At 63.4% G+C, this 23730-nt stretch carries 19 protein-coding genes; 17 read left to right on the top strand and 2 right to left on the bottom strand.

Annotated features, from left to right (window positions below):
- Positions 1–139 precede the first annotated feature (139 nt).
- The 14 genes from BPHYT_RS01800 to BPHYT_RS01735 all read left to right on the top strand — a co-directional run bounded on the left by BPHYT_RS01800 (position 140) and on the right by BPHYT_RS01735 (position 15763).
- Positions 140–910 (top strand): ferredoxin--NADP reductase, encoded by a 771-nt coding sequence (locus tag BPHYT_RS01800; protein ID WP_012431444.1) that lies wholly within the window; start codon positions 140–142, stop codon positions 908–910.
- Positions 911–1344: 434 nt separating this feature from the next.
- The gene (locus BPHYT_RS01795) at positions 1345–2223 is read left to right on the top strand and encodes a sensor histidine kinase (protein ID WP_012431443.1); all 879 of its coding nucleotides are present in this window, start codon (positions 1345–1347) and stop codon (positions 2221–2223) included.
- A gap of 10 nt (positions 2224–2233) precedes the next feature.
- Positions 2234–2890, top strand: a complete 657-nt coding sequence (gene rqpR / locus BPHYT_RS01790; RefSeq protein WP_012431442.1) for a response regulator transcription factor RqpR — start codon at positions 2234–2236, stop codon at positions 2888–2890.
- Between the two features lie 294 nt (positions 2891–3184).
- Positions 3185–4576: an amino acid permease gene (locus BPHYT_RS01785; protein WP_012431441.1), complete on the top strand. Its 1392-nt coding sequence runs from the start codon at positions 3185–3187 to the stop codon at positions 4574–4576.
- Between the two features lie 375 nt (positions 4577–4951).
- Positions 4952–5320, top strand: a complete 369-nt coding sequence (locus BPHYT_RS01780; RefSeq protein ID WP_012431440.1) for a tlde1 domain-containing protein — start codon at positions 4952–4954, stop codon at positions 5318–5320.
- Positions 5317–5661 (top strand): hypothetical protein, encoded by a 345-nt coding sequence (locus BPHYT_RS01775; RefSeq protein ID WP_012431439.1) that lies wholly within the window; start codon positions 5317–5319, stop codon positions 5659–5661. The genes BPHYT_RS01780 and BPHYT_RS01775 overlap by 4 nt, the downstream gene beginning before the upstream one ends.
- A 378-nt stretch (positions 5662–6039) precedes the next feature.
- Positions 6040–6558, top strand: a complete 519-nt coding sequence (locus BPHYT_RS01770; RefSeq protein WP_012431438.1) for a (2Fe-2S)-binding protein — start codon at positions 6040–6042, stop codon at positions 6556–6558.
- Positions 6559–6568: 10 nt separating this feature from the next.
- Entirely contained in the window at positions 6569–8950 is a 2382-nt protein-coding gene (locus BPHYT_RS01765) for a xanthine dehydrogenase family protein molybdopterin-binding subunit (protein ID WP_012431437.1), read from the top strand.
- Between the two features lie 22 nt (positions 8951–8972).
- Positions 8973–9770, top strand: coding sequence for an FAD binding domain-containing protein (locus BPHYT_RS01760; RefSeq protein ID WP_012431436.1), 798 nt, complete (start codon positions 8973–8975; stop codon positions 9768–9770).
- A 129-nt stretch (positions 9771–9899) separates the two neighbouring features.
- Positions 9900–10787, top strand: a complete 888-nt coding sequence (locus BPHYT_RS01755; RefSeq protein WP_012431435.1) for an AAA family ATPase — start codon at positions 9900–9902, stop codon at positions 10785–10787.
- 5 nt (positions 10788–10792) lie between these two features.
- Complete coding sequence (locus BPHYT_RS01750; RefSeq protein WP_012431434.1) at positions 10793–12175, top strand: vWA domain-containing protein; 1383 nt, start codon at positions 10793–10795, stop codon at positions 12173–12175.
- Entirely contained in the window at positions 12166–12762 is a 597-nt protein-coding gene (locus BPHYT_RS01745) for a CoxG family protein (RefSeq protein WP_012431433.1), read from the top strand. Before BPHYT_RS01750 ends, BPHYT_RS01745 begins: the two co-directional genes overlap by 10 nt.
- A complete protein-coding gene (locus tag BPHYT_RS01740) occupies positions 12735–13757 on the top strand; it encodes an XdhC family protein (RefSeq protein ID WP_012431432.1) in 1023 nt (340 codons plus the stop codon). The genes BPHYT_RS01745 and BPHYT_RS01740 overlap by 28 nt, the downstream gene beginning before the upstream one ends.
- Before the next feature lie 104 nt (positions 13758–13861).
- Entirely contained in the window at positions 13862–15763 is a 1902-nt protein-coding gene (locus BPHYT_RS01735; RefSeq protein ID WP_012431431.1) for a DUF3857 domain-containing transglutaminase family protein, read from the top strand.
- A gap of 27 nt (positions 15764–15790) precedes the next feature.
- On the opposite strand, the gene BPHYT_RS01730 is transcribed toward BPHYT_RS01735, so the two are convergent.
- Both BPHYT_RS01730 and BPHYT_RS01725 read right to left on the bottom strand, forming a co-directional pair.
- Positions 15791–16819, bottom strand: a complete 1029-nt coding sequence (locus BPHYT_RS01730) for a serine/threonine protein kinase (RefSeq protein WP_012431430.1) — start codon at positions 16817–16819, stop codon at positions 15791–15793.
- A 115-nt stretch (positions 16820–16934) separates the two neighbouring features.
- Positions 16935–17147 (bottom strand): hypothetical protein, encoded by a 213-nt coding sequence (locus BPHYT_RS01725; RefSeq protein WP_012431429.1) that lies wholly within the window; start codon positions 17145–17147, stop codon positions 16935–16937.
- Between the two features lie 427 nt (positions 17148–17574).
- On the opposite strand from BPHYT_RS01725, the gene BPHYT_RS01720 reads away from it, so the two are divergent.
- The 3 genes from BPHYT_RS01720 to BPHYT_RS01710 all read left to right on the top strand — a co-directional run bounded on the left by BPHYT_RS01720 (position 17575) and on the right by BPHYT_RS01710 (position 23577).
- The gene (locus tag BPHYT_RS01720; RefSeq protein ID WP_012431428.1) at positions 17575–20757 is read left to right on the top strand and encodes an efflux RND transporter permease subunit; all 3183 of its coding nucleotides are present in this window, start codon (positions 17575–17577) and stop codon (positions 20755–20757) included.
- Between the two features lie 88 nt (positions 20758–20845).
- A complete protein-coding gene (locus BPHYT_RS01715; protein WP_012431427.1) occupies positions 20846–22051 on the top strand; it encodes an efflux RND transporter periplasmic adaptor subunit in 1206 nt (401 codons plus the stop codon).
- Positions 22048–23577: an efflux transporter outer membrane subunit gene (locus BPHYT_RS01710; RefSeq protein ID WP_012431426.1), complete on the top strand. Its 1530-nt coding sequence runs from the start codon at positions 22048–22050 to the stop codon at positions 23575–23577. The genes BPHYT_RS01715 and BPHYT_RS01710 overlap by 4 nt, the downstream gene beginning before the upstream one ends.
- Positions 23578–23730: the final 153 nt, after the last annotated feature.

The following is a 23730-nucleotide window of genomic DNA, read 5'->3' as shown; positions in this document are numbered from 1 at the left end:
GCCGCAGCCCACAGGCAGCGGGCGCGGTAAAATAGCGGATTGCGCGTGATTCCCGTATGGGTTAGCGCAGCATCGCCCTTGCCGTGCCGGCCGGCTTAAAACGACTGGCCGCCCTTGTTTTCGCACTATCCAAGAAGCCATGAGCAACCTGAATTCACAAACCGTCCTGAGCGTCCATCACTGGACCGATACGCTTTTCAGCTTCACTTGCACGCGCGACCCGGGGTTCCGTTTCGAAAACGGCCAGTTCACGATGGTGGGCCTCGAAGTCGACGGCAAGCCGCTGATCCGCGCCTACAGCCTCGCGAGCGCGAACTACGAAGAGCACCTCGAATTCCTGAGCATCAAGGTGCAGGACGGCCCGCTCACGTCGCGTTTGCAGCATTTGAAGGTCGGCGACGAAGTCCTGATCGGCAAGAAGCCGGTCGGCACGCTGATGGCCGACAACCTGCTGCCGGGCAAGACGCTGTGGCTGTTGTCCACCGGCACCGGCCTCGCGCCGTTCATGTCGATCATCAAAGATCCGGACATTTACGAGCGCTACGAGCGCGTCGTGCTCACGCACACCTGCCGTTTCGTCGACGAGCTGGCGTACAAGGAATACATCACGGATCACTTGCCGGCGCACGAGCATCTGGGCGAGCTGGTGCAGGAAAAGCTGCTGTACTACCCGACCGTCACGCGCGAACCGTTCCAGAACCGCGGCCGTATCACCGAACTGATCGAAACCGAAAAGCTGTTCGCCGACCTCGGCGTGCCGGGTTTCTCGCTCGAAAACGACCGCGTCATGCTCTGCGGCAGCCCGCACATGCTGCGCGACACGCGCAAGCTGCTCGACGATGCTGGCTTCCAGGAAGGCAGCAACAACTCGCCGGGTCACTACGTGGTCGAAAAGGCCTTCGTCGGCTGAGTCAGGTTCCGATCTTCGCGGCCCGCAGCCGCGAAATTGGCAAAAGGAGCCTTCGGGCTCCTTTTTTTTGCCCAGTTACAATTTGGCGTCGCTAGACTGACATTCGGTGTCGGTATTCTTCCTACAAATCGGGCGTTGCAATTCATCAACCATTGCGTGAAATGTAGGCGCTAACCCTTGGTGCGCCTGCATTTTTTCTTTTAATGAGATATAATCGCGGCGCATCATCAGTCGAATCGACCCCGCCTGCCGTGGCCTACCCGCCATGTTACTGAATGTAAATTTCGTTACGTCACACCGTAGCGATTCGTCCGTTGCGCCCTGAGTGCGACGGCCTGCACCTGGAGGCCAGAGACCCACATGCGTTCTTTCGTCTTCGCGCCGCTAATGCGCACCCGCTTCGCTGTCCACAGCGCTTCCTGACAGGGAAAGTCATGGATACGTCGACTGTCGTCCCGTTCACCGCTTCTCTTGCTTCGTCACCGGCACGTGACGGTTTCGACGCGTGCGCCGCGGCCGAGCCGGTTGCGCTGACTTCGCCTGCCGATCGGGAACTTGCGCGGCTGCGCGCTCGGGTGCGCGAACTCTCGGCCGAGCTGGTTCAGGCGCAGGAAGCCGCTTGTCGACACGTGGCGCGTGAGTTGCACGATGGTGTGGGCGCCGAGCTGACGGCGACGCGTTTCGCGCTCGCCGGCGTCGAAACCTGGCTGCCCGCCGACGCGCCGCCGCAGTGCGCCGCCGCGCTCGCCGTCGCGAACCGATCGCTTGACGCCGTGTGCGAGGCCAGCCGCCAGGCTGTCGCGGAACTGCATGCGCCGTCGCTCGAGGCCGGCATTGTCGGTGCGCTGGCTCATTGGACCGGCGACTTCGCCGCACGCACGCAATTGCGCACGAGCTTTGTGTGCGCCGCCGACGTGCGTCTCACGCGCCTGCCGGCCGACGCCACGCTGGCCGTGTTCCGCGTCGCGCAAGAAGCGCTGAACAATATCGCCAAGCACGCGCGCGCCGAATCCGCCGACGTGCGGATCGAAACCAGCCGCCGTCACCTCACGCTAATCATCAGCGACGACGGTGTCGGCGTCACGCGTAACGCCCGCAGCCGCCTTGGCCATTTCGGCCTGAGCGGCATGCAGGCGCGTTGCGCGGCTTTCGACGGCACGCTGCGTGTGAGCGCCCGGCGCGCAGGGTCGGAACGCGGCGAGAATAACGAGAACGGCAAGGCGTCGCGCGGCACCCTCGTTCGCGCGCGTTTTGCCTGGGACGCGATGCTGGCGCACGCGCCACGCGCGGCCCGGCACGCGCTGCAATCGTGAGTACACCATCATGAGTCTGCGCATTCTGCTCGCCGACGACCACGCCGTAGTTCGCCAGGGCGTCCGCCAGCTGCTGCTCGACCGCGGCGTGGCGCGCGAAGTCACCGAAGCGCAAAGCGGCGCCGAAGCGCTCGACGCCGCTGCCCGGCACGCCTACGACGTGGTGCTGCTGGACATTTCGCTGCCCGACATGAACGGCGTCGAAGTGCTCAAACGCATGAAGCGCAAGGCGCCGCGCGCGGCCGTGCTGATGTTCTCCATGTACCGCGAGGATCAATATGCCGTGCGCGCCCTGAAGGCAGGCGCCGCCGGCTACCTGTCAAAAACCGTCGATGCCGCGCAGATGATCAGCGCGATCAAGCAGGTTGCGGCGGGCCGCAAATACGTGAGTCCGGCAATGGCCGAGGCGCTCGCCGATTACGTTTCCTTCGACGGCGAACAGTTACCGCACGAAAAGCTCTCCGACCGCGAATATCAGACGCTGTGCATGCTCGCGTCGGGCAAGCGTCTGACGGATATTGCGGTGGCGCTCTCGCTGTCGGTGAAAACGGTGAGCGTGTACCGCACCCGGCTGCTCGAGAAAATGAAGCTGCGCAATAACGCCGAGCTGACGTTTTATGTGATGAGCAACCGGCTTATCGATCTGAATCCGGCGATGGCCGGCTGACGGTCGTTCGTTGTCGACGCGACGTCGTGTCGCTGAACAGCTTGCCCTTGCCGCGACACATCCCCAAGAAGCGATTCCCGCCCGCCTGACCGCGCATCGAGCGAAAGCTTTGCGGCCATTGCCCGTCCCGCGGACGAACGCGCCGCGCGGATCATCTTGGCCGGAGATTTTCAGCCCGGCGCATCGACCCTGACATGCACGTCCCAGCACGGTGCAAGGGCATGCATCCGTTAAAATCGCGGGTTTTCCCGACATTCGGCGCGCAACACGCGTGCACTACTGGAGACCCCGCCAATGTCCCTGTTCCGCAAAAAGAACGTCGAGCACATGATCGCCGCGAGCGCTCAGAACGCCGGCCTGAAAAAAGCGCTCGGCGCGCTCGATCTGACCTTCCTTGGAGTCGGCGCTATTATCGGCACCGGTATTTTCGTGCTGACCGGCACGGGTGCCGTGCAGGCCGGTCCAGCGCTGATGATCTCGTTCCTGATCGCGGCGATCGCCTGCGGTTTTGCCGCGCTCGCCTACGCCGAATTCGCCTCGACGATCCCGGTAGCTGGTTCGATCTACACCTATTCGTATGCGACGCTCGGCGAACTGGCCGCGTGGATCATCGGCTGGGACTTGATGCTCGAGTATGGGCTGGCCACCTCCGCGGTGTCGGTGGGTTGGTCGGGCTATCTGCAATCGTTGCTGTCCGGCTTCGGCGTGTCCTTGCCGGTCGCGCTGACGGCGGCGCCGGGCGCGTTGCCCGGTCATGACACGCTCTTCAACCTGCCCGCCTTCCTCGTGATGATGGCGATCACTGCGCTGTTGTCGGTCGGCGTGCGCGAGTCGGCGCGGATCAACAACGTCATGGTCGCGATCAAGGTCGTGGTGGTCTTGCTGGTGATCGGCGTGGGCGTGTTTCACGTCACACCGGCCAACTGGCATCCGTTCATGCCGAACGGCTGGAACGGCGTGTTCGGCGCGGCGGCGGTGATGTTCTTTGCGTTCATTGGATTCGATTCGGTGTCGTCCGCCGCGGAAGAGGTGAAAGATCCGAAGCGCGATCTGCCGATCGGGATCATTGCGTCGTTGGGCGTTTGTGCGGTGTTGTATGTGGCGGTGGCCGCCGTGGTGACCGGCATCGTGCCGTCGGCGCAGTTCGCGAATATTTCGCACCCGGTGTCGTATGCGTTGCAGGTTGCTGGTGAGAAGTGGGTCGCGGGGTTTATCGACCTTGGCGCCGTGCTGGGCATGCTGACGGTGATTCTAGTGATGGCTTACGGGCAGACACGGGTGATTTTTGCCATGTCGCGGGATGGGTTGTTGCCTGAGCGGCTGTCGCGGGTGCATCCGCGGTTTGCTACGCCGTTTTTTACTACTTGGCTCGTTGGGATTTTCTTTGGGTTGATCGGGGCGCTCGTGCCGTTGAATGTGTTGGCTGAGCTGATCAATATCGGTACGTTGGCCGCGTTTTCGATGGTGTCGATCGCGGTGCTCGTTTTGAGGAAAACGCATCCGGATTTGCCGAGGGCGTTTCGGTGTCCTGGAGTGCCGGTTGTGCCGGTTTTGGCGGTGGCCGCCTGTCTGTTTTTGATGGTTAACCTTCAGGCTGTTACGTGGGTCGCGTTTGTGGTTTGGTTGCTGGTTGGGATGGTTATTTATTTTGGCTATTCGCGGCGGCATTCGAAGTTGAGTAAGTGATTTTTTCCTCACTCCGCGCGGGATGTATTTTTCTTGTTCTCGAGTATCGGCCTTTTCATTGCTCGTCTAAATGCGTTACGCGAGAATGAGGAGGACAGCCGTCGTAACCGGGCGTGAACGCTGGAGCGACTCTCGCCCGTCCTCAAGGCACGCCCGACTGATCGGCCGAGTCGAGGCAATATGGGTGCAGGTGTGAATCGGCGGCATCGATTGATGCGGCTAGCCGTTTAATCGATGCGTGGCTCATAATTGAATCAACTGGCATATCTTAAATACGCCCGCGCATTGCTAGTCTCCAAAATTCCAGATTGATTCCGTTTTTGAGACACCAAAGCCATTAGTATCGCGACTTTCACTTGAAAATGAGGTTGGCAAATGGCGTGGAAGTACAGCCAGGCGACTGGCGTTATATCTCATGATGGAAACTCTTTAACGCCCGCCGCATACTCGGGGATCGGGCCGGGCAAAAATAATCCCTCTGCGCAAATGCAGGAAAGTATCGGCCCGATTCCTCGCGGCGCATGGACAATAGGCCAACCGTTCACGCACCCGCATGCCGGACCTTACACAATGCGGCTGTCCCCAGAGATGGGTACGGTCACGTTCGGCCGCTCGGGTTTTCTGATTCACGGCGATAGCAGCGTTCATCCGGGACAGGCTTCAAATGGCTGCATCATTACCGGCATAAACAACCGTCAACACATATGGGCGAGCGGCGATCACACGCTGATCGTAACGCAGTGAAAATACTTCCGTTCGTTGCCGCGCTCGCGCTGGCGGCTCCCGCCCTCTGCTTCGCGGGCTCGCCCCTCGGATGCAAGAGCTGGCCCATTAATATCGCAATCGTGTATCTGAAAAACGCGGGGATAACCGATCCGACCAGGCTGGACGAATCGAAAACCCGTGCGGTTCGCGTTGCCTCGGAAAAGATCGGCAAAGGTCTTTGGCGTGATGTCTATGACATTACGTTCCACGAGCACGGCGGACGGTCGATCGAAGTCATCACGTCGAGCCAGGCCGGCTCGGTGGAGTGCTCGATGTCTGATCCGGTTGTGTGGGTTGTCTCGGAAAAACTGCCGGAATAGCCAAGTCCTGTTTCCGGTTTGCACGGTGGTGCTCTACCAACTTAGGCTCCGTTCGTCGAGCTAGTTTGCAGGCAAGGCGACATTGGGTTGGCGTTTTTTTGGGTGGACGTCGGCGGGCACGAGTGGGATCTTTTAGCATTGCCCCGTACAGGGGCAATGCTAATACGCCACAAAGAACTCAAGAAAAGGCCAACACCCCAGAATCACAACCAAAAATCGCCCCGCGCAAAAAAACCCCTCATAGCGCCCCAGCCCAATTTGTGCTTTACTTTTCGGCAGCCTCATAAAAAACCGAAGCACCCCAATCGGACCCCGCGTAACAGGCAACAAAAGAAAAAGCAAAAAGGTCCGGTCTCACCCCATCAAGGAGACAACTTCATGGCGATCAGCATCAGTCTGACGGTGAACGGCGCGCCCATCAGCGCGTCAATCGACCCTGGCACCCTGCTAGTCCAGTTCCTTCGCGACCAACTCCGCCTGACAGGCACGCACATCGGCTGCGACACGGCCCAATGCGGCGCATGCACGGTCCACCTGAACGGGCGCGCGATCAAATCCTGCAACATCCTCGCGGTGCAAGCGGAAGGCGCGGACATCACCACCATCGAAGGGCTCGCCAAAGACGGCGCACTCCACCCCATGCAGGCGGCCTTCAAACACTGCCACGGCCTGCAGTGCGGCTTCTGCACGCCCGGCATGGTGATGAGCGCGGTCTCACTGGTCCAGCGCCAGCCGGATCTCACCGGCGACGACGTGCGCGCCCAGCTCGACGGCAATCTGTGCCGCTGCACGGGTTATCACAACATCGTCAAAGCCGTGCTCGAAGGCGCTGAGGGCATGAAGTCCGCCGACACGGCAAATGCCAACGCGCAAGCCACCGCACCGGCCACCGCCTGAGGAGCCGACGATGAACGCACCCGACACTCACCTGATTGGCGCTTCCGTCGAACGTAAGGAAGACTATCGTTTCCTCACCGGCAATGGCCAGTACACGGACGACATCGTCCTGCCCCAGCAGACCTACGCGATATTCCTGCGCTCGCCCCACGCGCACGCGAAGATCAACAGCATCGACACCGCCGCCGCCAAACAGTCGCCCGGCGTAGTCGCGATCTTCACCGGCGCGGATATGGCGGCGGACAACGTCGGCGGCCTGCCGTGCGGCTGGCTGATTCATAGCACCGACGGCAAGCCGATGAACGAGCCGCCGCATCCGATCATCGCGCACACGAAAGTGCGTCACGTCGGCGATCAGGTCGCGCTCGTGATCGCCGATTCGATCAAGGCCGCCAAAGACGCCGCCGAATTGATTGAAGTCGACTACGACGTGCTGCCGGCCGTGGTGGACACCGCGCATGCGGCCGACGCCGGTCAGCCCGCCGTGCACGACGAAGTGCCGGACAACATCTGCTACAACTGGGGCCACGGCGACAAAGCCGCCACCGACGCCGCCTTCGCCAAAGCCGCGCACGTCACCACGCTCGACATCGTCAATAACCGCCTGGTCCCGAACGCGATCGAACCGCGCGCGGTCAACGCGAGCTACTCGGTGCAGGACGACAGCTACACGCTCTATGTCGCGAATCAGAATCCGCACGTGGAGCGCCTGCTGATGGCCGCGTTCGTGCTGTCGCTGCCGGAATCGAAACTGCGCGTGATCGCGCCGGACGTCGGCGGCGGCTTCGGTTCGAAGATTTTCCTGTACGCGGAAGACGTCGCGCTGACCTGGGCGTCGAAGAAAATCCGCCGTCCGGTGAAATGGACGGCCGAGCGCTCGGAAGCGTTCGTCTCCGACGCGCACGGCCGCGATCACGTGACCAAGGCCGAACTGGCCATGGACGCGGACGGCAAGTTCCTCGGCATGCGCATCCACACGACCGCCAACATGGGCGCGTATCTGTCCACGTTCGCGTCGAGCGTGCCGACCATTCTGTACGCCACGCTGCTCGCCGGTCAGTACGCCACGCCCGCGATCTACGCGGAAGTGAAAGCAGTCTTCACCAACACCGTTCCCGTCGATGCCTATCGCGGCGCGGGTCGCCCCGAAGCGACATACGTCGTGGAGCGTTTGGTGGAAACAGCCGCACGCGACATGAAGCTCGATCCGGCGGAAATTCGCCGCCGTAACTTCATCCGCGAGTTTCCGTACGCGACGCCGGTCGGCCTCACTTACGATACCGGCGACTACGAAACCATCCTCGCCCGTTCGCTCGAACTCGCGGATGTCAAAGGCTTCGCGGCGCGCAAACAGGAATCCGAAAAGAACGGCAAACTGCGCGGCCTCGGCTATTCCTGCTACATCGAGGCATGCGGTCTCGCGCCGTCGAATATAGCGGGCGCGTTGGGCGCGCGGGCCGGCCTGTTCGAAGTCGGTCAGATTCGCGTGCATCCCACCGGGTCGGTCACCGTGTTCACGGGCTCGCATAGTCACGGCCAGGGACATGAGACGACCTTCGCGCAAGTGGTGGCGGACCGTCTGGGCATTGCGCTGGAAAGCGTGGAGATCGTCCACGGCGACACCGGCCGCATTCCGTTCGGCATGGGCACGTACGGCTCGCGCTCGATCGCGGTCGGCGGCTCGGCGATCATGAAGGCGCTCGACAAGATCGAAACCAAGGCGAAGAAGATCGCCGCCCATCTGCTCGAAGCCGCGGCGGAAGACATCGAGTTCAAGGACGGCGTGTTCCGCGTCGCGGGCACGGATCGCACCAAGGCGTTCGCCGACATCTCGCTCGCCGCCTACGTGCCGCACAACTATCCACTCGACGTGCTCGAACCGGGCCTCGAAGAAAGCGCGTTTTACGATCCGACCAACTTCACTTATCCGTCTGGCGCGTACATCTGCGAGATCGAAGTCGATCCGGAAACCGGTGTGTGCCGGATCCAGCAGTTCACCGCGGTCGACGATTTCGGCAACGTGATCAATCCGATGATCGTCGAAGGGCAGGTGCATGGCGGGCTCGCTCAGGGCATCGGCCAGGCGATGCTGGAGCGCTGCGTGTACGACAACGAGAGCGGCCAATTGCTGTCGGGCTCGTACATGGACTACGCGATGCCGCATGCGTCCGATCTGCCGAACTTCACCGTCGAAACCGTCAAGGGCACGCCGTGCACGCACAATCCGCTCGGCGTGAAAGGCTGCGGCGAAGCGGGCGCGATCGGCTCGCCGCCGGCGGTGATCAACGCGATCCTCGACGCGCTCGCGCCGCTCGGCGTGACCGACCTGCAAATGCCGGCGACGCCGCATCGTGTGTGGTCCGCGATTCACGCGGCCAAGCAACCCCATTGAGATCCTGAGCGGAGCATTCGACATGTATTCATTCGAGTATCAACGCGCGACGGATCCCAAAGCGGCCGCCGCCAGCCTCACCGCCGACAGTGACGCGAAGTTCCTGGCCGGCGGTCAAAGCCTGCTGCCCACCATGCGGCTGCGTCTTGCGCAGCCGTCGCAACTGATCGACGTGACGCGCATTCCCGCGCTGAAGTCGATCACCGTCGACGCGAAAACGGTGACGATCGGCGCCGCCGTCTGTCACGCCGATGTGGCGGATCACGCGGAACTTCGGCGTGTCTTGCCGGGCCTTGCGGATCTCGCCGCGCATATCGGCGATCGCCAGGTGCGGGCGCTCGGCACGATAGGCGGCTCGCTCGCCAACAACGACCCGGCCGCCTGTTATCCGGCCGCCGCCATGGGGTTGGACGCGACGATCGTCACAGACCGGCGGCGCATTGCGTCGAGCGACTTCTTCGTCGGCATGTATGAAACGGCGTTGGCGCCCGACGAGCTGATCGTCGCGGTGGAGTCTCCAGTGCCCGAGCGCGCGGCGTACGAGAAATTCCGCAACCCTGCTTCGCACTTTGCGCTGGTCGGCGTGTTCGTCGCGAAGTTTGCGAGCGGTGTGCGCGTAGCGGTGACGGGCGCGGCGTCGTCGGTGTTTCGTGTGCCGGAACTCGAAAGCGCGTTGTCGGCAAACTTCACGCCGGAAGCCGCCCGCGGTGTGACCGTGTCGGCCGCCGATCTGAACACCGACATGCACGCGAGCGCAGACTATCGCGCGCATCTGATCCCGGTGCTGGCCGCGCGCGCGGTGACGAAGGCGAACGGTTAGCGTTTCCTCGCTGTTCGCGGTTGGTGCGACCTGTGCTGCGGCGCAGGACACACCAACCGCATTCGCTCATGTGCTTTGAGGCCGCTTCGCTTGATTGGCATCGCTTCATTGCGCAGATTCAGGAACACCATGCAGCCCGCTTCAATCGACGATACCCTCGCTCAACTCGCCGCCCAAAGCTATTTCGCCAGCCGCGAACTGGCGACCGCGCTGTATCTCGCGTTGCGCATGGAACGGCCGTTGTTCGTCGAAGGCGAGCCGGGCGTCGGCAAGACGGAGCTCGCCAAGGCCGCGGCCGGCATGCTCGGCACCTCGATGTTGCGCCTGCAATGTTACGAAGGTCTCGATACGGCAAGCGCGCTCTACGAGTGGGACTATCCGCGGCAGATCATGGCGCTGCGTCTCGCAGAAGCCGCCGGCGAACGTCCCGATAACGACACCTTGTATCGCGGCGAATTCCTGCTCAAGCGCCCGTTGCTGCAAGCGTTGATGCCGGATGAAAATCATCCGGGCGCGCGGCGCGTGTTGCTGATCGACGAGATCGACCGTGCCGATGAACCGTTTGAAGCCTTCCTTCTGGAATTGCTTTCGGACTTCCAGGTATCGATTCCCGAATATGGCACGGTTCGCGCGGAGCAGCCGCCGCTCGTCGTGATGACCTCGAACCGGACGCGCGAAGTACACGACGCGCTGAAGCGCCGTTGCCTGTATCAATGGATCGGCTACCCCGAGCGCGATCGTGAACTGGAGATCGTCGCCGCTCGCGCGCCGCAAACGTCGGCGGAATTGCAGCGGCGGGCGGTCGATTTCGTGCATCGGCTGCGCGGCATGGATCTGTTCAAGGCGCCTGGTATCGCCGAAACGATCGACTGGTGCCGCGCGTTGGAGGCGTTGTCGGTGACGGAACTCGATCCGCAATCGGTGCACAACACGCTCGGCGTGCTGCTGAAGTATCAGGACGATCTGGCACGGGTCGATGCCGGGCAAATCGCGCAGTGTCTCGCCGCGCCTGGATAGCCAGCATGACGAACTCCGTCGACGCGGGCAACAACGACGCCTCGGGCCATAGTCCACGGCTCGACGCCATCCATAGCGACGCTTCGGGCGACCGCTCGCGCATCGGCCAGCCCGGCAAACGGATTGTGGCGGCGTCCTCGTCTGGCGGGACCGCCGCCTCACCGCTCGGCGACACGCCCACGCTCGCCCGCAACGTCGTCCACTTCGTGCGCGTGCTGCGCGGCGCCGGATTACCGATGTCGCCCGCGCAAGCCGTCGATGCGCTCGCCGCGCTGCACTGGATCGACCTCGGCCGCCGCGACGACGTGCGCGCCGCCCTCGCCGCGTCCCTGGTCTCCGCGCCCGACGAGCGCGATCTGTTCAACGCCGCATTCGACCTCTTCTGGCGCGATCCCGATTGGGAAGGCAAGCTGCGCGCGCTGCTTCTGCCGAAAGTCCGCGACGGCCTGCCGCCGCCCAAACGCAACAACCGTCTCGCCGACGCGCTCGCCGTGCGCGCGCCGAACTCACCACATAGCAAAGCGCCGCAGGAAACCGAGCAACACGAATTGCACGCGCATGTCACCTTCAGCGCAGAAGAGCGCTTACGTCATCGCGATTTCGACACCCTTTCCGCCGATGAATGGCGCAGCTTGCGTCATCTGATTCGCGGCCAGCGTCTGTCGCTCGCCACCGAGCCGACGCGTCGTCTGAAAGCCGCTTCGCATGGCACGCATGCGGACCTGCGCGCGAGCGCCCGGCACGCGGTGCGCGCGGGCGGCGACTGGACCGTGTGGAAGTATCGCGCGGTGGTCGAGCGCAAACCGCCGCTCGTGCTGCTGCTCGACATCTCCGGTTCGATGAGCAGCTATTCGCGCGCGGTGCTCTATTTCTGCCACGCGCTGCTGCAGTCGCGCGAACGCTTGCAGGTGTTTCTGTTCGGCACGCGGCTCACCAACGCGACGCGCGCGCTGCGCGAGCGCGATCCCGACGTGGCGATCGCGACGCTCACCGAGCAGGTGGTGGACTGGTCGGGCGGCACGCGGATCGGCGCGGCGCTCGCCGAATTCAACCGCCGCTGGGCGCGGCGCGTGCTGACCGGACGGGCCACGGTGCTGCTCGTCACCGACGGCCTCGATCACGAAGCGATCGACGTGCTCGACGCCGAGATGGCCCGCCTGCGCCGCTTCGCACACCGCATCATATGGCTCAATCCGCTGCTGCGTTTCAGCGGCTTTTCTCCGAAAGCGCGCGGCGTGCAGGCGATCCTGCCCTATGTCGACGCGCATCGTCCGGTTCATAATCTAGACAGCCTGACGGCGTTCGGCCGCGACCTCGCGCAACTCACGCGCGCGCCGCGTCGCAGTGCCGGCGTCACGGGCACCGCAGGAGCGACATCATGGAACTGACCGAAACCCACACGCTGCCCGTTTCGCAACAGCGCACATGGGACGCGCTGAACGACACCGAAGTCCTGCGCGCCTGCATTCCGGGTTGCGAAAGTATCGACCCGGACGGCGAAAACGCCTATGTGGTGGCGCTGAGCGCCGCAGTCGGACCGGTCAAGGCGCGCTTCAAGGGGCGCATGCAACTCACCGACATCGAGGCGCCGAATTCGTACAGCATCGTGTTCGAAGGCCAGGGCGGCGCCGCGGGCTTTGCCAAGGGCAACGCGCACGTCTCGCTCGAAGCCGACGGCGAGGCCGCCACCAAGCTCAGTTACACGGCGAGCGCGCAGGTCGGCGGCAAGCTCGCGCAGATCGGCTCGCGGCTCGTCGACGGCGCGGCGCGTAAAATTGCAGGCGAGTTCTTCAAACGCTTCGGCGCCCACGTCAGCGGCGGCAGTGAGGGCGCTGCGACCCCGGACGCCGGGGACAATGCAGCAGATGAAGCGGTGCCGCACAATACAGCATCGAATGAGGCCGCGGACGGCAAGTCCGGCGGCGACGCAACGAAAAGGAAGAAATCATGGACAGCGTGGATCTCGAAGTCCTGAAGTCCAGCGCTCGCTGGCTGGAAGAAGGACATCGCGCGCTACTAGTGACGGTGGTGAAGACGTGGGGTTCGTCGCCGCGTCCCGAGGGCGCGATGCTCGCGGTGCGCGACGATGGACTCGTGGTGGGCTCGGTATCGGGCGGTTGCATCGAAGACGATCTGATCGACCGCGTGCGGCAGCGCGGTATCGAGCAGACGCGGCCGGAAGCGGTCAAGTACGGCATCACGGCGGAAGAAGCGCATCGCTTCGGCCTGCCGTGCGGCGGCACGATCCAGCTGGTGCTCGAACCATTGACGCCGCAAAGCGGCATTGCCGAACTGTGCAATGCGGTAGAGAACGGGCGCCTCGTGGCCCGCGAAGTGAATATGACGACGGGTGCCACGAGGCTCGAAAACGCGCAGGCAACCGACGGCGTGCATTTCGACGGCGAGCGTCTGTTGACGATTCACGGCCCGCGCTACCGCATGCTCGTGATCGGCGCGGGTCAACTGTCGCGCTATCTGTGCAATATCGCAGTGGGGCTCGATTACCAGGTCACCGTCTGCGATCCGCGTGAGGAGTACACCGAGGAGTGGAACATCCCCGGCACGAAGATCGTGCGTACCATGCCCGACGACACCGTGATCGAGATGAAGCTCGACGAACGCTGCGCCGTGATCGCGCTGACGCACGACCCGAAGCTCGACGATCTCGCGCTGATGGAAGCGTTGAAAACGCCGGCGTTTTATGTCGGTGCGCTGGGTTCGCGACGGAATAATCAGGCGCGGCGCGAACGTCTCAAAGAGTTCGATCTGAACGATACGGAGCTGGCCCGCTTGCACGGACCGGTCGGGATTTATATCGGCAGCCGCACGCCGCCCGAAATCGCGGTGTCGATTCTCGCCGAAGTGACGGCGGCCAAGAACGGCGTTTCGCTGCCGACCTTGCTTCAGGTCGAAGGCGCGAAGGCGGCGCGCGAAATCGCGGCTTCCGGCGGGGCGGCTTGCAGCGTTTGACGACTTGTTCAATCGCAACGCGCGGCATCCGCTTGACATCCACGCGGCGCAAACCGACTCTAACTGGCGATCCCGTCAACGTTACGTTCGGATACCAGCCTGCCATGCGCCTCTCCTTTCTGGTCTGTCTTGCATCTCTCGGCTGGCTTGCCGACATCCACGGCGCGGGCGCGAGCGTTCCCGCCAAACTGGACGATCCGTACACCAACGAAGGCGAGACGCAAACCTTCACCGTCAACGCCGACGGCTCCTTCACCAAGCTCGATTCGTTGACGCTGCACGTGAATAACGAAGCCGGCGTCGCGCGGGTTGCGCAGCAATACGTCTGGTTCAACCGCAACATGGCGGACGTGCAGATTCTCGAGGCCTACACGATCACTGCCGACGGCGTGCGTCACGACGTGCAGCCCGAGCAGATCCGCAACGTCCAGGAAGCGCGTTCGTTCGACGCGCCGATGTTCCAGGACATCCAGGAAAAGGTGATCGTGTTCCCCGCCGTCGAACCGGGCGCACGCGTACATCTCACCTATCGCAAGACGCAGAAACAGCCGATCGTGCCCGGCGAATTCAGCGACTTCACACCACCCGATCTCGCGCCGACGCATAACTTCCGCCTGATCTACGATCTGCCCGCCGACAAGCCGCTGTATGCCGACGCGCGCGGTTTCACCGTCGTGCAACCCGTGACGCGCGACGGCCGCACGCGCTACGAATATCGCTACGACAAGGCGCACTTCAGCCGGCTGGAACGCGGCTCGGTTGCATACGTTTCGTATGGCGACCGGCTGATGGTCTCGACCTTCCCCGACTACGCCGCGTTCGCCGCGAACTACCGCGAATCGGCAGTGGACCCGAGCGCGCACGACGCCGCCGTCACGCGTCTCGCGCAACAGCTCACCGCGCACGACCGCACGTCGCGCGACAAGGCCAAGACGCTGTACGACTGGGTGCGCCGCAACGTGCGCTATGTGGCGATCAATGTCGGACGCGGCGCGGTCGTGCCGCACGGCGCGAGCGCGGTGCTCGCGAATCGCTACGGCGATTGCAAGGATCACGTGGCCTTGTATGGCGCGCTGCTCGACGCGGCCGGCGTGCGCAACGAGCCGGCCCTGATCAGCAGCGGCACGATCTACACGCTGCCGAGCGTGCCGGGCTACGGCGTCATCAATCACATCATTACGTGGCTGCCGGATTTGCAGCAGTACGTCGACTCGACCGCCTCGAATATCGAGTTCGGTTTTCTGCCGTCGTCCGATATGAACCGGCCCACCGTGCTCGTCGGCGAGCGCGTGCTCTCGCGCACGCCGGCAACCGCGTTCATGACACGCAGCACCGATCTGTCGATCAAGGTCGAACCGGATGGCTCGGCGAGCTTCACGTATCGGCTGGAAGCGGCGGGCGCTTCGGCTGAACAGGCGCGCGCGATGTTGCGCACGCAGACGCCCGCGCAACGCGAGGAGTCGATTCAGGCGGAACTGCGCAGCGCCAACCTGCGTGGCACCGCGACGCTCGCCACCAATGACCTCAGCGTCGCCGACGGCCCGCTCGTCATTACGATGAAAGGCACGCTGGAAAGTCTCGTGGTGCCGGGCGCGGCGGCGTCGATTCCAGCGTTGACGAGTCTGGCCGGCGGCTTCGCCGCGGATACGCGTTACTGGCTCGGCGAGCGTCAGCGCACGCAGCCGTTCGTCTGTCACAACCTGGCGTTGCACGAACGTGCGCGCATCGAATTGCCCGCCAATTTTCACGTACTCGACATGCCGGAGGCGAAACGAACCCAGGATCGTTTCGTCGATTTCCAGTCGCAATACACGTTCGATCCGCTCAGCAACGTCGTCACGATGAGCCGCGAGGGCGCCACGCATTTCGATAGCGACGTCTGCACGCCCCAAGACTTCGAGCAGATGCGCCCCGCGATCGAAGCGATCGGGCGCGACGTGCGAGCGGAGGTGATCGTCAGATCGACGCTGGTGGAGTCGTCGAGTGTTGCTGCGCAGGCGCCGTGAGCGCCTGCTTCTTCAGAGCGCACGCGCTCAAACGGGCCAGAGCGGCCCTTCCTGCATCGCGCCGAGCTGCTCGCGCAACTCGAGGATGCGCTCTTCCCAGTAACGCTGCGTGTTGAACCACGGAAACGCGGCGGGGAAAGCCGGATCGTCCCAGCGACGCGCGAGCCACGCCTGATAGTGAATCAGCCGTAGCGTGCGCAGCGCTTCGACTAGATAAAGTTCGCGCGGCTCGAAGTCGCAGAAGTCTTCGTAACCGGCGAGCAGATCCGCCAGTGCGCGCGACGCTTCGACGCGCTCGCCCGGCAGCAACAGCCACAAATCCTGCACCGCCGGTCCCATGCGGCTGTCGTCGAAATCGACGAAATGCGGCCCCGCGTCGGTCCACAACACATTGCTCGGATGGCAGTCGCCATGCATGCGCAACATGCGAATGTCGCCGGCCCGTTCGAACGCGCGCTCCACGCCTTCAAGCGCGAGGTTCACCACGGTTTCCCACGCGGTGCGCACGTCGTCCGGCACGAAACGGTGCGCGAGCAAAAAGTCGCGCGGCTCGTAGCCGAAGGTGTGGATGTCGAGCGTGGGACGTTCGGCGTAATTCTCCGTCTGGCCGACCGCATGGATTCGGCCGATGAATCGCCCGAGCCATTCGAGCGTGTCGCGCCGGTCGAGATCCGGCGCGCGGCCGCCGCGCCGCTCGAAGATGGAAAAACGGAAGCCGTCGAAGGTATGCAGCGTGCGGCCATCGAGAGCACGCGCGGCCACCACCGGAATCTCGCGCGCGGCGAGTTCGGCAACGAATGCATGTTCTTCGAGAATGGCGGCGTCGCTCCAGCGCTCGGGACGGTAGAACTTCGCGACCACGGGCGGACCGTCTTCCACGCCCACCTGGTACACGCGATTCTCGTAGCTGTTGAGCGGGAGCATGCGGCCGTCGGTGCGCACACCGACTGTGCTGAGGGCGCTGTCGAGCGCGTCGAGCACGATTTCCGGCTTGAGCCGGGCGAAGGGCACAGCGCTGTTCGCGCTGTCCTGTGGATCGAGGATGTCGTCGTTCATGCCCGCATTGTGCGCCGCGCCGCCGTCAAAGACGAGGGCGACGGCTCACAAGCGGAACGAACTGCGGCAACGACCGTGGCTTACAACTTACACACGGCCTGCACTCAAACTGCCTTCAATGGATCTGCGCGCTCGACGGTCGGACTTGTTCGCCCGTATCGATCAGGTCTTCAAGGAAAAAGGGTTCAGTGTTCAGGTGCTGCGAAACGCCGGGCTCGCCGGCATACCACGCCACCATGGCCATGTCGCCGAGAATGCGCATGACGATCCCGCGTGCGCCTTGTGGCACCGCGATATGCACCGATCGGACAATCGAACCGATTTGCATGATGTTTCCCCGTTTCTCCCATAGCCGGCTTTGTGATTTCGCGCCGGTCAATGTGATGATAAAAGCGTCGCTACGCCGATAACGTTGCATACGCACCCAATCTGCTGCGCGTGATACGCGTGAAAGGTTCGAGTCATTGTTCCCGTCTTGCGGGGCCGGGGAAAGCGCGAACTCAAGGCTCTTTACCCCCTGTTTCGCCCTATTCCCATTACGGCGCGCTGGACCGATGATTCGGAGCGTAACGCGTCGCAACGAGACCATCATAAACCCTGCTGGGGTGAGATATCAAAAACGTGCACCAACCAGACCATTTGCTCGATCGGACCGCCGCGCCGGCCTGCCCGAACCGCTGCGGTGCGTGTCACGTTCACCTCATCGGTCACCTGGATGGCGCCGCCTTGCGCGGCCTCGAGCGGCTCGACTAGTCATGTGGATCGTTCGTCTCGCGCTGCGGCGCCCGTATACGTTTGTCGTCCTGGCCCTGCTATTGCTGATCGTCGGGCCGTTGACGATCCTGCGCACGCCCACCGACATCTTCCCCAATATCGACATTCCAGTGCTCTCGGTGATCTGGTCGTATAACGGCCTGCCCGCCGACGAGATGGAAAAGCGCATCGTGCTGAACTACGAGCGCGGGCTGTCGGTGGCGGTCAACGATATCGAACACACCGAGTCGACCTCGCTGAACGGCATCGCGGTCATCAAGATCTTTTTCCAGCCGCACGCGAATATCGACGAAGCGTTGGCCGAAGTCACAGCGCTGTCGCAAACGCAATTGCGCTCGCTACCGCCCGGCATCACGCCGCCGAACATCTTGCGCTACAACGCCTCGACCGTGCCGATCTTGCGGCTCGCGCTGTCGTCCGCCTCGCTCACCGAGCAGGAGCTATACGATTTCGGCAACAACTTCCTGAAGACGCAGCTCGCCACCGTGCCGGGCGCGTCTGCTCCGCTGCCTTACGGTGGCAAGCAGCGCCAGATCATGGTCGATATCGATTCGCGCAAACTGCAGGAGCGCAATCTTTCCCCGATGGACGTGGTCAACGCGGTCACCGCACAAAATCTGATCCTGCCCTCGGGCACCGCGAAAATCGGCTCGACCGAGTACTCGGTGGAAATGAACGGCAGTCCGGATTCGCTGGCGGGCCTGAACAATATCCCGATCAAATCCACGGCCAACGGCACCGTTTATATTCGCGACGTCGCGCACGTGCGCGACGGCTTTCAGCCGCAAACCAATATCGTGCGCGTGAACGGCCAGCGCGCGGCGCTGCTGACCATCAACAAAAGCGGCAACACGTCCACGCTCGAAATCGTCGATCGCATCAAGTCCATGATGCCGACGCTGCGCAATCTCGTGCCCGCTTCGCTGAATATCGATCCCGTTGCCGATCAGTCGCTGTTCGTGCGTGCCTCGGTGCAAGGCGTGCTGCGTGAAGCGCTGATTGCTGCCTGCCTCACCGGTCTGATGATTCTGCTGTTTCTCGGCAACTGGCGCGCTACGTTGATCATCGCCGTGTCGATTCCGCTGTCGATGATCACGTCGATCATCGCGCTGTCCCTGCTCGACGAAACCATCAACATCATGACGCTCGGCGGACTCGCGCTCGCGGTCGGCATTCTGGTGGACGACGCGACCGTGGCGATCGAAAACATCAGCCATCAACTCGAACAGGGCAAGACGCTGGAGCAGGCGATTCTCGACGGCGCGCATCAGATTGCCATCCCGACGCTGGTGTCGACCTTGTCCATCTGCATCGTCTTCGTGCCGATGTTTCTGCTGACGGGCGTCGCGCACTATCTGTTCATTCCGCTCGCGGAGGCAGTGGTGTTCGCGATGCTGGCGTCCTACTTCTTCTCACGAACGCTCGTGCCGACGCTCGCGAAATACCTGCTGCGTTATCACCATAGGCCGGCGGATCTGCATCACACGCCGGCGCAAACGCGCAATCCGTTCATGCGCGTGCACTACGCCTTTGAAGGCGGCTTCGCGCGTCTGCGCGAGCGCTATCGCGTGTTCCTCGAAGCGCGCGTCGCGCGGCCGGGCCTGTTCATGACGCTGTTTCTGGTCTGCTGCGGCGCGTCGATGTTGCTGATGCCGTTTCTAGGCCGCGACTTTTTCCCGGCGGTTGATGCCGGCACGATCGCGCTGCATCTGCGCGCGAAAACCGGCATGCGGGTGGAGGAAACGGCGGTCGTGACGGATCGTGTGGATACTCGCATCCGTCAGTTGATACCGCCGGGCGAGTTGCATTCGATCATCGACAACATCGGCTTGCCGGTTTCGGGCATCAACCTTTCGTACAGCAACACCGGCACGATCGGCACCTCGGACGCGGACGTGCTGATCACGCTCAATACCGATCATCATCCGAGCGCGGCTTACGTGCGCACGTTGCGGCGCACGCTCACCGACGAATTCCCCGGCGTGCAGTTCGCTTTTCTGCCCGCGGATATCGTCAGTCAAACGCTCAACTTCGGCATGCCGTCGCCGATCGATATTCAGATCGTCGGCCGTGACGTGGCCGGCAATCGCGTGTTCGCCGCGAAGTTGCTGAATCGGCTGCGCACGGTTCCCGGTCTCGTCGATGCGCGCATCCAGCAACCCGCCGATTTGCCGCGCATCTTTATCGACGTGGACCGTACGCGCGCGCAGCAAGCCGGTTTCTCACAGCGCGATATCGCGAGCAATCTGCTGATCACGCTGTCGGGCAGCCAGCAGACCACGCCGACGTTCTGGCTCAATCCGCGCAACGGCGTGAGCTACAACGTAATCACGGAAGCGCCGCAATACACGATCGATTCGCTGCAATCCCTCGCCAACATTCCGCTGAACGCGAACGGCCGCAGCAACATTCTCGGCTCGCTCGCCACCATGAGGCGCGAAGCGGGCAACGCGACCCTCACGCACTACAACGCGCAGACCACCATCGATATTTTCGGCACCGCCGACGGCCGCGACCTGGGCGGCGTGTCCGACGACGTCCGCAAGATCATCGACGACGCCCGCGCCGATCTGCCCAAAACCTCGACCATCGAAGTGCGCGGCCAGGTGCAGACCATGAACGATTCGTTCTCGGGACTGTTCGCGGGTCTCGTGTTCGCGATCCTGCTGGTGTATCTGCTGATCGTGGTGAATTTCCAGTCGTGGCTCGATCCGTTCATCATCATCACCGCGCTGCCGGGCGCGCTTGCGGGCATCGTGTGGATGCTGTTTCTCACGCACACCACGCTGTCGATTCCCGCGCTCACGGGCGCCATCATGTGTATCGGCATCGCCACCGCCAACTCGATTCTCGTGATCAGCTTCGCGCGCGAGCAGTTGCTCGAACACGGCGACGCGACGCGCGCTGCGATCGAAGCGGGCTTCACGCGTTTTCGCCCGGTGCTGATGACGGCGCTCGCGATGGTGATCGGCATGGTGCCGATGGCGATCGGTCTCGGCGAGGGCGGCGAGCAGAATGCGCCGCTCGGGCGCGCGGTGATCGGGGGCCTGACGATCGGCACGCTGGCGACGCTGATTTTCGTGCCGGTGGTGTTTTCGATGATCTACCGGCGACTCGCGGCACGTCGTTTGCGCGCCGCTGAGCACGTGGTGGGGAAACCGTGATGCAGCGCATCTTCGTCATCGCGACCGCATTGGCGGGCAGCATAAGAGGCAGCCTGGACTGCCCGCGCATCTCTACAGGGGAAGTTTGATGGAAGGACAACGTCCAGAGCGTTCCGGCACCCCGCACGATCCGGCCAAAACGAAACGCGCACGCTGGATCGGCGTCGCGGTCGCCGTGGCGGTCATCGCGCTGGCGGCGCAAGGTATCTGGTCGCGCCACGACGCACACGCGGCGCTCGAACGCGATGCCGAGCATACGAGCCAGACGAGCGTCGAAGTGGTGAAGCCGCAGAAGTCTGCGGCCGGTCTCGATCTCGTGCTGCCCGGCAACGTGCAGGCCTTTCTCGACACGCCGATCTACGCGCGCACCAACGGCTATCTGAAGAAGTGGTACGCCGATATCGGCGCGCACGTGAAAAACGGCCAGTTGCTGGCGGAAATCGATACACCTGAAGTGGACGATCAATTGCGCGCGGCCCGCGCCGATCTCGCGAACGCCAACGCCAACTATGCGCTCGCGAAAAGCACCGCCGACCGCTGGACCGACATGCTGAAAAGCAAGTCGGTCTCGAAGCAGGAAACCGACGAGAAAGTCGGCGACATGCTCGCGAAGAAAGCCACGCTCGACGCCGCGCGCTTCAACGTGGCGCGGCTCGAGAAGACGCAGTCGTTCCAGAAGGTCTATGCGCCGTTCGACGGCATCGTGACGGCGCGCAATGTGGATGTTGGGGCGCTGATCGACGCGGGTAGCGCCGGTGGCCCGGCGAAGGAGCTGTTTCACGTCGCGCAGGCGGATCGGTTGCGTGTTTATGTGAATGTGCCGCAGGCGTACGCGCAGCAGGTTCGTGCGCAGCAGACCGCGTTTCTGACGCTGACCGAGACGCCTTCGAAACATTATCCGGGCACTGTCGCGCGCACCGCGGGCGCCGTCGATCCGCAACAACGCACGATGCTCGTAGAGGTCGATGTCGATAATCGAAATGGCGACCTGCTGCCGGGCGCCTATGCACAAGCGCACTTCGCGTTGGGCACGGGCGCAGCGCCGTTTACGCTGCCCGGTAACGCGCTGCTGTTCCGCCCGGATGGCGTGAAAGTGGCGACCGTCGACGCGCAACGCAAGGTGAAGCTGTTGCCCGTGTCGTTGGGAACGGACTTCGGCACGCGCGTAGTGATCGTGTCGGGCTTGCAAGGCGATGAGCAGGTGATCCTGAATCCGCAGGACTCGATCGTCGATGGCGCGCCGGTGCGGATCGTGCCCGCAAAAGCGGGTGCGGCGACGGGTGCGTCGTCATGAACACGCCACGGTCCTGTCGCCGTGTTGTCGCGGCGCCGCTGCGATGTGTCTCGCTGCTCGCGTCCGCTCTGGCATTAGCGAGCGCATGTGCACTCACCGCATGCACGCTCGGGCCGGACTACGTGAAGCCGACCGCCACTACCGCGGCAACCTACAAGGAACTCGACGGCACCGGCTGGAAACCCGCCCAACCCGCCGACACGCTCACACGCGGCGCGTGGTGGAGCGTCTACGCAGACCCGTCGCTTGACGCACTCGAACAACAGGTCGCGAGCGCGAACCAGAACGTGCAGGCCGCCGAAGCGCGCTTTCGCGCCGCCCGTGCAACCGTGGCGCAATATCGGTCGAGCTTCTTCCCGGTCGTCAGCGCGAATGGCGCCTATTCGCGCGCGCGGTCGTCGGAGAACGTGCTGCACAAATCGACCGCTGGCCTCACGCTGAACGACTACCTCGTGCAAGCCGACGCGTCGTGGGAACCCGACCTGTGGGGGCGCGTGTCGCGCAGCGTCGAAGGCGCGAAAGCCGAAGCGCAGGCGAGCGCCGCCGATGCCCAGGCCGCGCTCCTGTCGATGCAGGCTGAACTCGCCACCGACTACTTCGAGCTGCGCGGACTCGATCAGGAGCGCCAACTGCTCGACGACACGATCGAGGCCTACAAGCAAGCACTCGATCTCACGCAACATCGCTACACCGGCGGCATCGCCACCGATGCGGATGTCGCGCAGGCGCAGACGCAGCTAAAGACCACCCAGGCGCAAGCACTCGACCTCGGCGTGCAGCGCGCGCAGCTCGAACACGCGATCGCGATCCTGATCGGCCAGTCGCCTTCAACGTTTTCGCTGCCGGTTGCGCCGCTCACCGCAGTGCCCATCGTGGCGGCGGCAGGCGTGCCGTCCGCGCTGCTCGAACGCCGCCCGGACATCGCGGCGGCGGAACGGCACGTTGCCGATATGAACGCGCAGATCGGCGTGGCGACGGCGGCGTTTTTTCCGAACCTCATTCTGTCGGTGACGGGTGGCCTCGAAGCCACCAACTACAGTCAATGGTTGCTGGCGCCGAGCCGGCTGTGGTCGCTTGGGCCGACGTTGGCGGGCACGCTGCTCGACTTCGGCGGACGCGCTTCGGTGAAGGAACAGGCCCGTGCGCATTACGACGAGAGCGTCGCGCAATACCGGCAGACGGTGTTGAGCGCTTTCGGCCAGGTTGAAGACAATCTCGCTGCGCTGCGCGTGCTCGAACAGGAAGCGACCGCGCAGGACGACGCGGTGGCCGCCGCGCAACGAGCGCTCGCAGTGGTATCGAATCGCTATAAGAACGGCGCCATCACCTATCTCGACGTGGTGGTCGCGCAAACCACCGCGCTCACCAACGAGCGCAACGCCGTGTCGATCGCGCGGCGGCGGATGGCCGCGAGCGTGGCGTTGATCAAGGCACTGGGCGGCGGCTGGGACGCATCCGCGCTGCCGACGGACGAGCAGATCGTGCATCCGTCCGCGCCCGCGAGCGATGCCGCCGCGCACGGGTAGCCGCAGCTTTTCGACGCCGAAAGAGGCCGGCGGACGCGCCGTCTGATCGCGTCGCAGTGGTGGCCCGCTGAACGCCGCGCCGACTCGCGCGGCTTTTTCAGCGTATCCTTAACTTCTTTGTCGTCTGCATCGCAGAGGAGATTTTTTCGTGAC

The organism is Paraburkholderia phytofirmans PsJN (assembly GCF_000020125.1).
In the GTDB taxonomy this organism is placed as follows: domain Bacteria; phylum Pseudomonadota; class Gammaproteobacteria; order Burkholderiales; family Burkholderiaceae; genus Paraburkholderia; species Paraburkholderia phytofirmans.
This window is presented reverse-complemented; position numbering and strand designations above follow the sequence as displayed.

Bases quoted from the DNA above. Each gene is read 5' to 3' on its own strand.
- BPHYT_RS01725 (WP_012431429.1), bottom strand. From the start codon at position 17,147: ATGCAAATCGGTTCGATTGTCCGATCGGTGCATATCGCGGTGCCACAA.
- BPHYT_RS01730 (WP_012431430.1), bottom strand. From the start codon at position 16,819: ATGAACGACGACATCCTCGATCCACAGGACAGCGCGAACAGCGCTGTG.
- BPHYT_RS01800 (WP_012431444.1), top strand. From the start codon at position 140: ATGAGCAACCTGAATTCACAAACCGTCCTGAGCGTCCATCACTGGACC.
- BPHYT_RS01780 (WP_012431440.1), top strand. From the start codon at position 4,952: ATGGCGTGGAAGTACAGCCAGGCGACTGGCGTTATATCTCATGATGGA.
- BPHYT_RS01740 (WP_012431432.1), top strand. From the start codon at position 12,735: ATGGACAGCGTGGATCTCGAAGTCCTGAAGTCCAGCGCTCGCTGGCTG.
- BPHYT_RS01735 (WP_012431431.1), top strand. From the start codon at position 13,862: ATGCGCCTCTCCTTTCTGGTCTGTCTTGCATCTCTCGGCTGGCTTGCC.
- BPHYT_RS01785 (WP_012431441.1), top strand. From the start codon at position 3,185: ATGTCCCTGTTCCGCAAAAAGAACGTCGAGCACATGATCGCCGCGAGC.
- BPHYT_RS01745 (WP_012431433.1), top strand. From the start codon at position 12,166: ATGGAACTGACCGAAACCCACACGCTGCCCGTTTCGCAACAGCGCACA.
- rqpR (WP_012431442.1), top strand. From the start codon at position 2,234: ATGAGTCTGCGCATTCTGCTCGCCGACGACCACGCCGTAGTTCGCCAG.
- BPHYT_RS01770 (WP_012431438.1), top strand. From the start codon at position 6,040: ATGGCGATCAGCATCAGTCTGACGGTGAACGGCGCGCCCATCAGCGCG.
- BPHYT_RS01720 (WP_012431428.1), top strand. From the start codon at position 17,575: ATGTGGATCGTTCGTCTCGCGCTGCGGCGCCCGTATACGTTTGTCGTC.
- BPHYT_RS01755 (WP_012431435.1), top strand. From the start codon at position 9,900: ATGCAGCCCGCTTCAATCGACGATACCCTCGCTCAACTCGCCGCCCAA.
- BPHYT_RS01750 (WP_012431434.1), top strand. From the start codon at position 10,793: ATGACGAACTCCGTCGACGCGGGCAACAACGACGCCTCGGGCCATAGT.
- BPHYT_RS01710 (WP_012431426.1), top strand. From the start codon at position 22,048: ATGAACACGCCACGGTCCTGTCGCCGTGTTGTCGCGGCGCCGCTGCGA.
- BPHYT_RS01715 (WP_012431427.1), top strand. From the start codon at position 20,846: ATGGAAGGACAACGTCCAGAGCGTTCCGGCACCCCGCACGATCCGGCC.
- BPHYT_RS01765 (WP_012431437.1), top strand. From the start codon at position 6,569: ATGAACGCACCCGACACTCACCTGATTGGCGCTTCCGTCGAACGTAAG.
- BPHYT_RS01795 (WP_012431443.1), top strand. From the start codon at position 1,345: ATGGATACGTCGACTGTCGTCCCGTTCACCGCTTCTCTTGCTTCGTCA.
- BPHYT_RS01760 (WP_012431436.1), top strand. From the start codon at position 8,973: ATGTATTCATTCGAGTATCAACGCGCGACGGATCCCAAAGCGGCCGCC.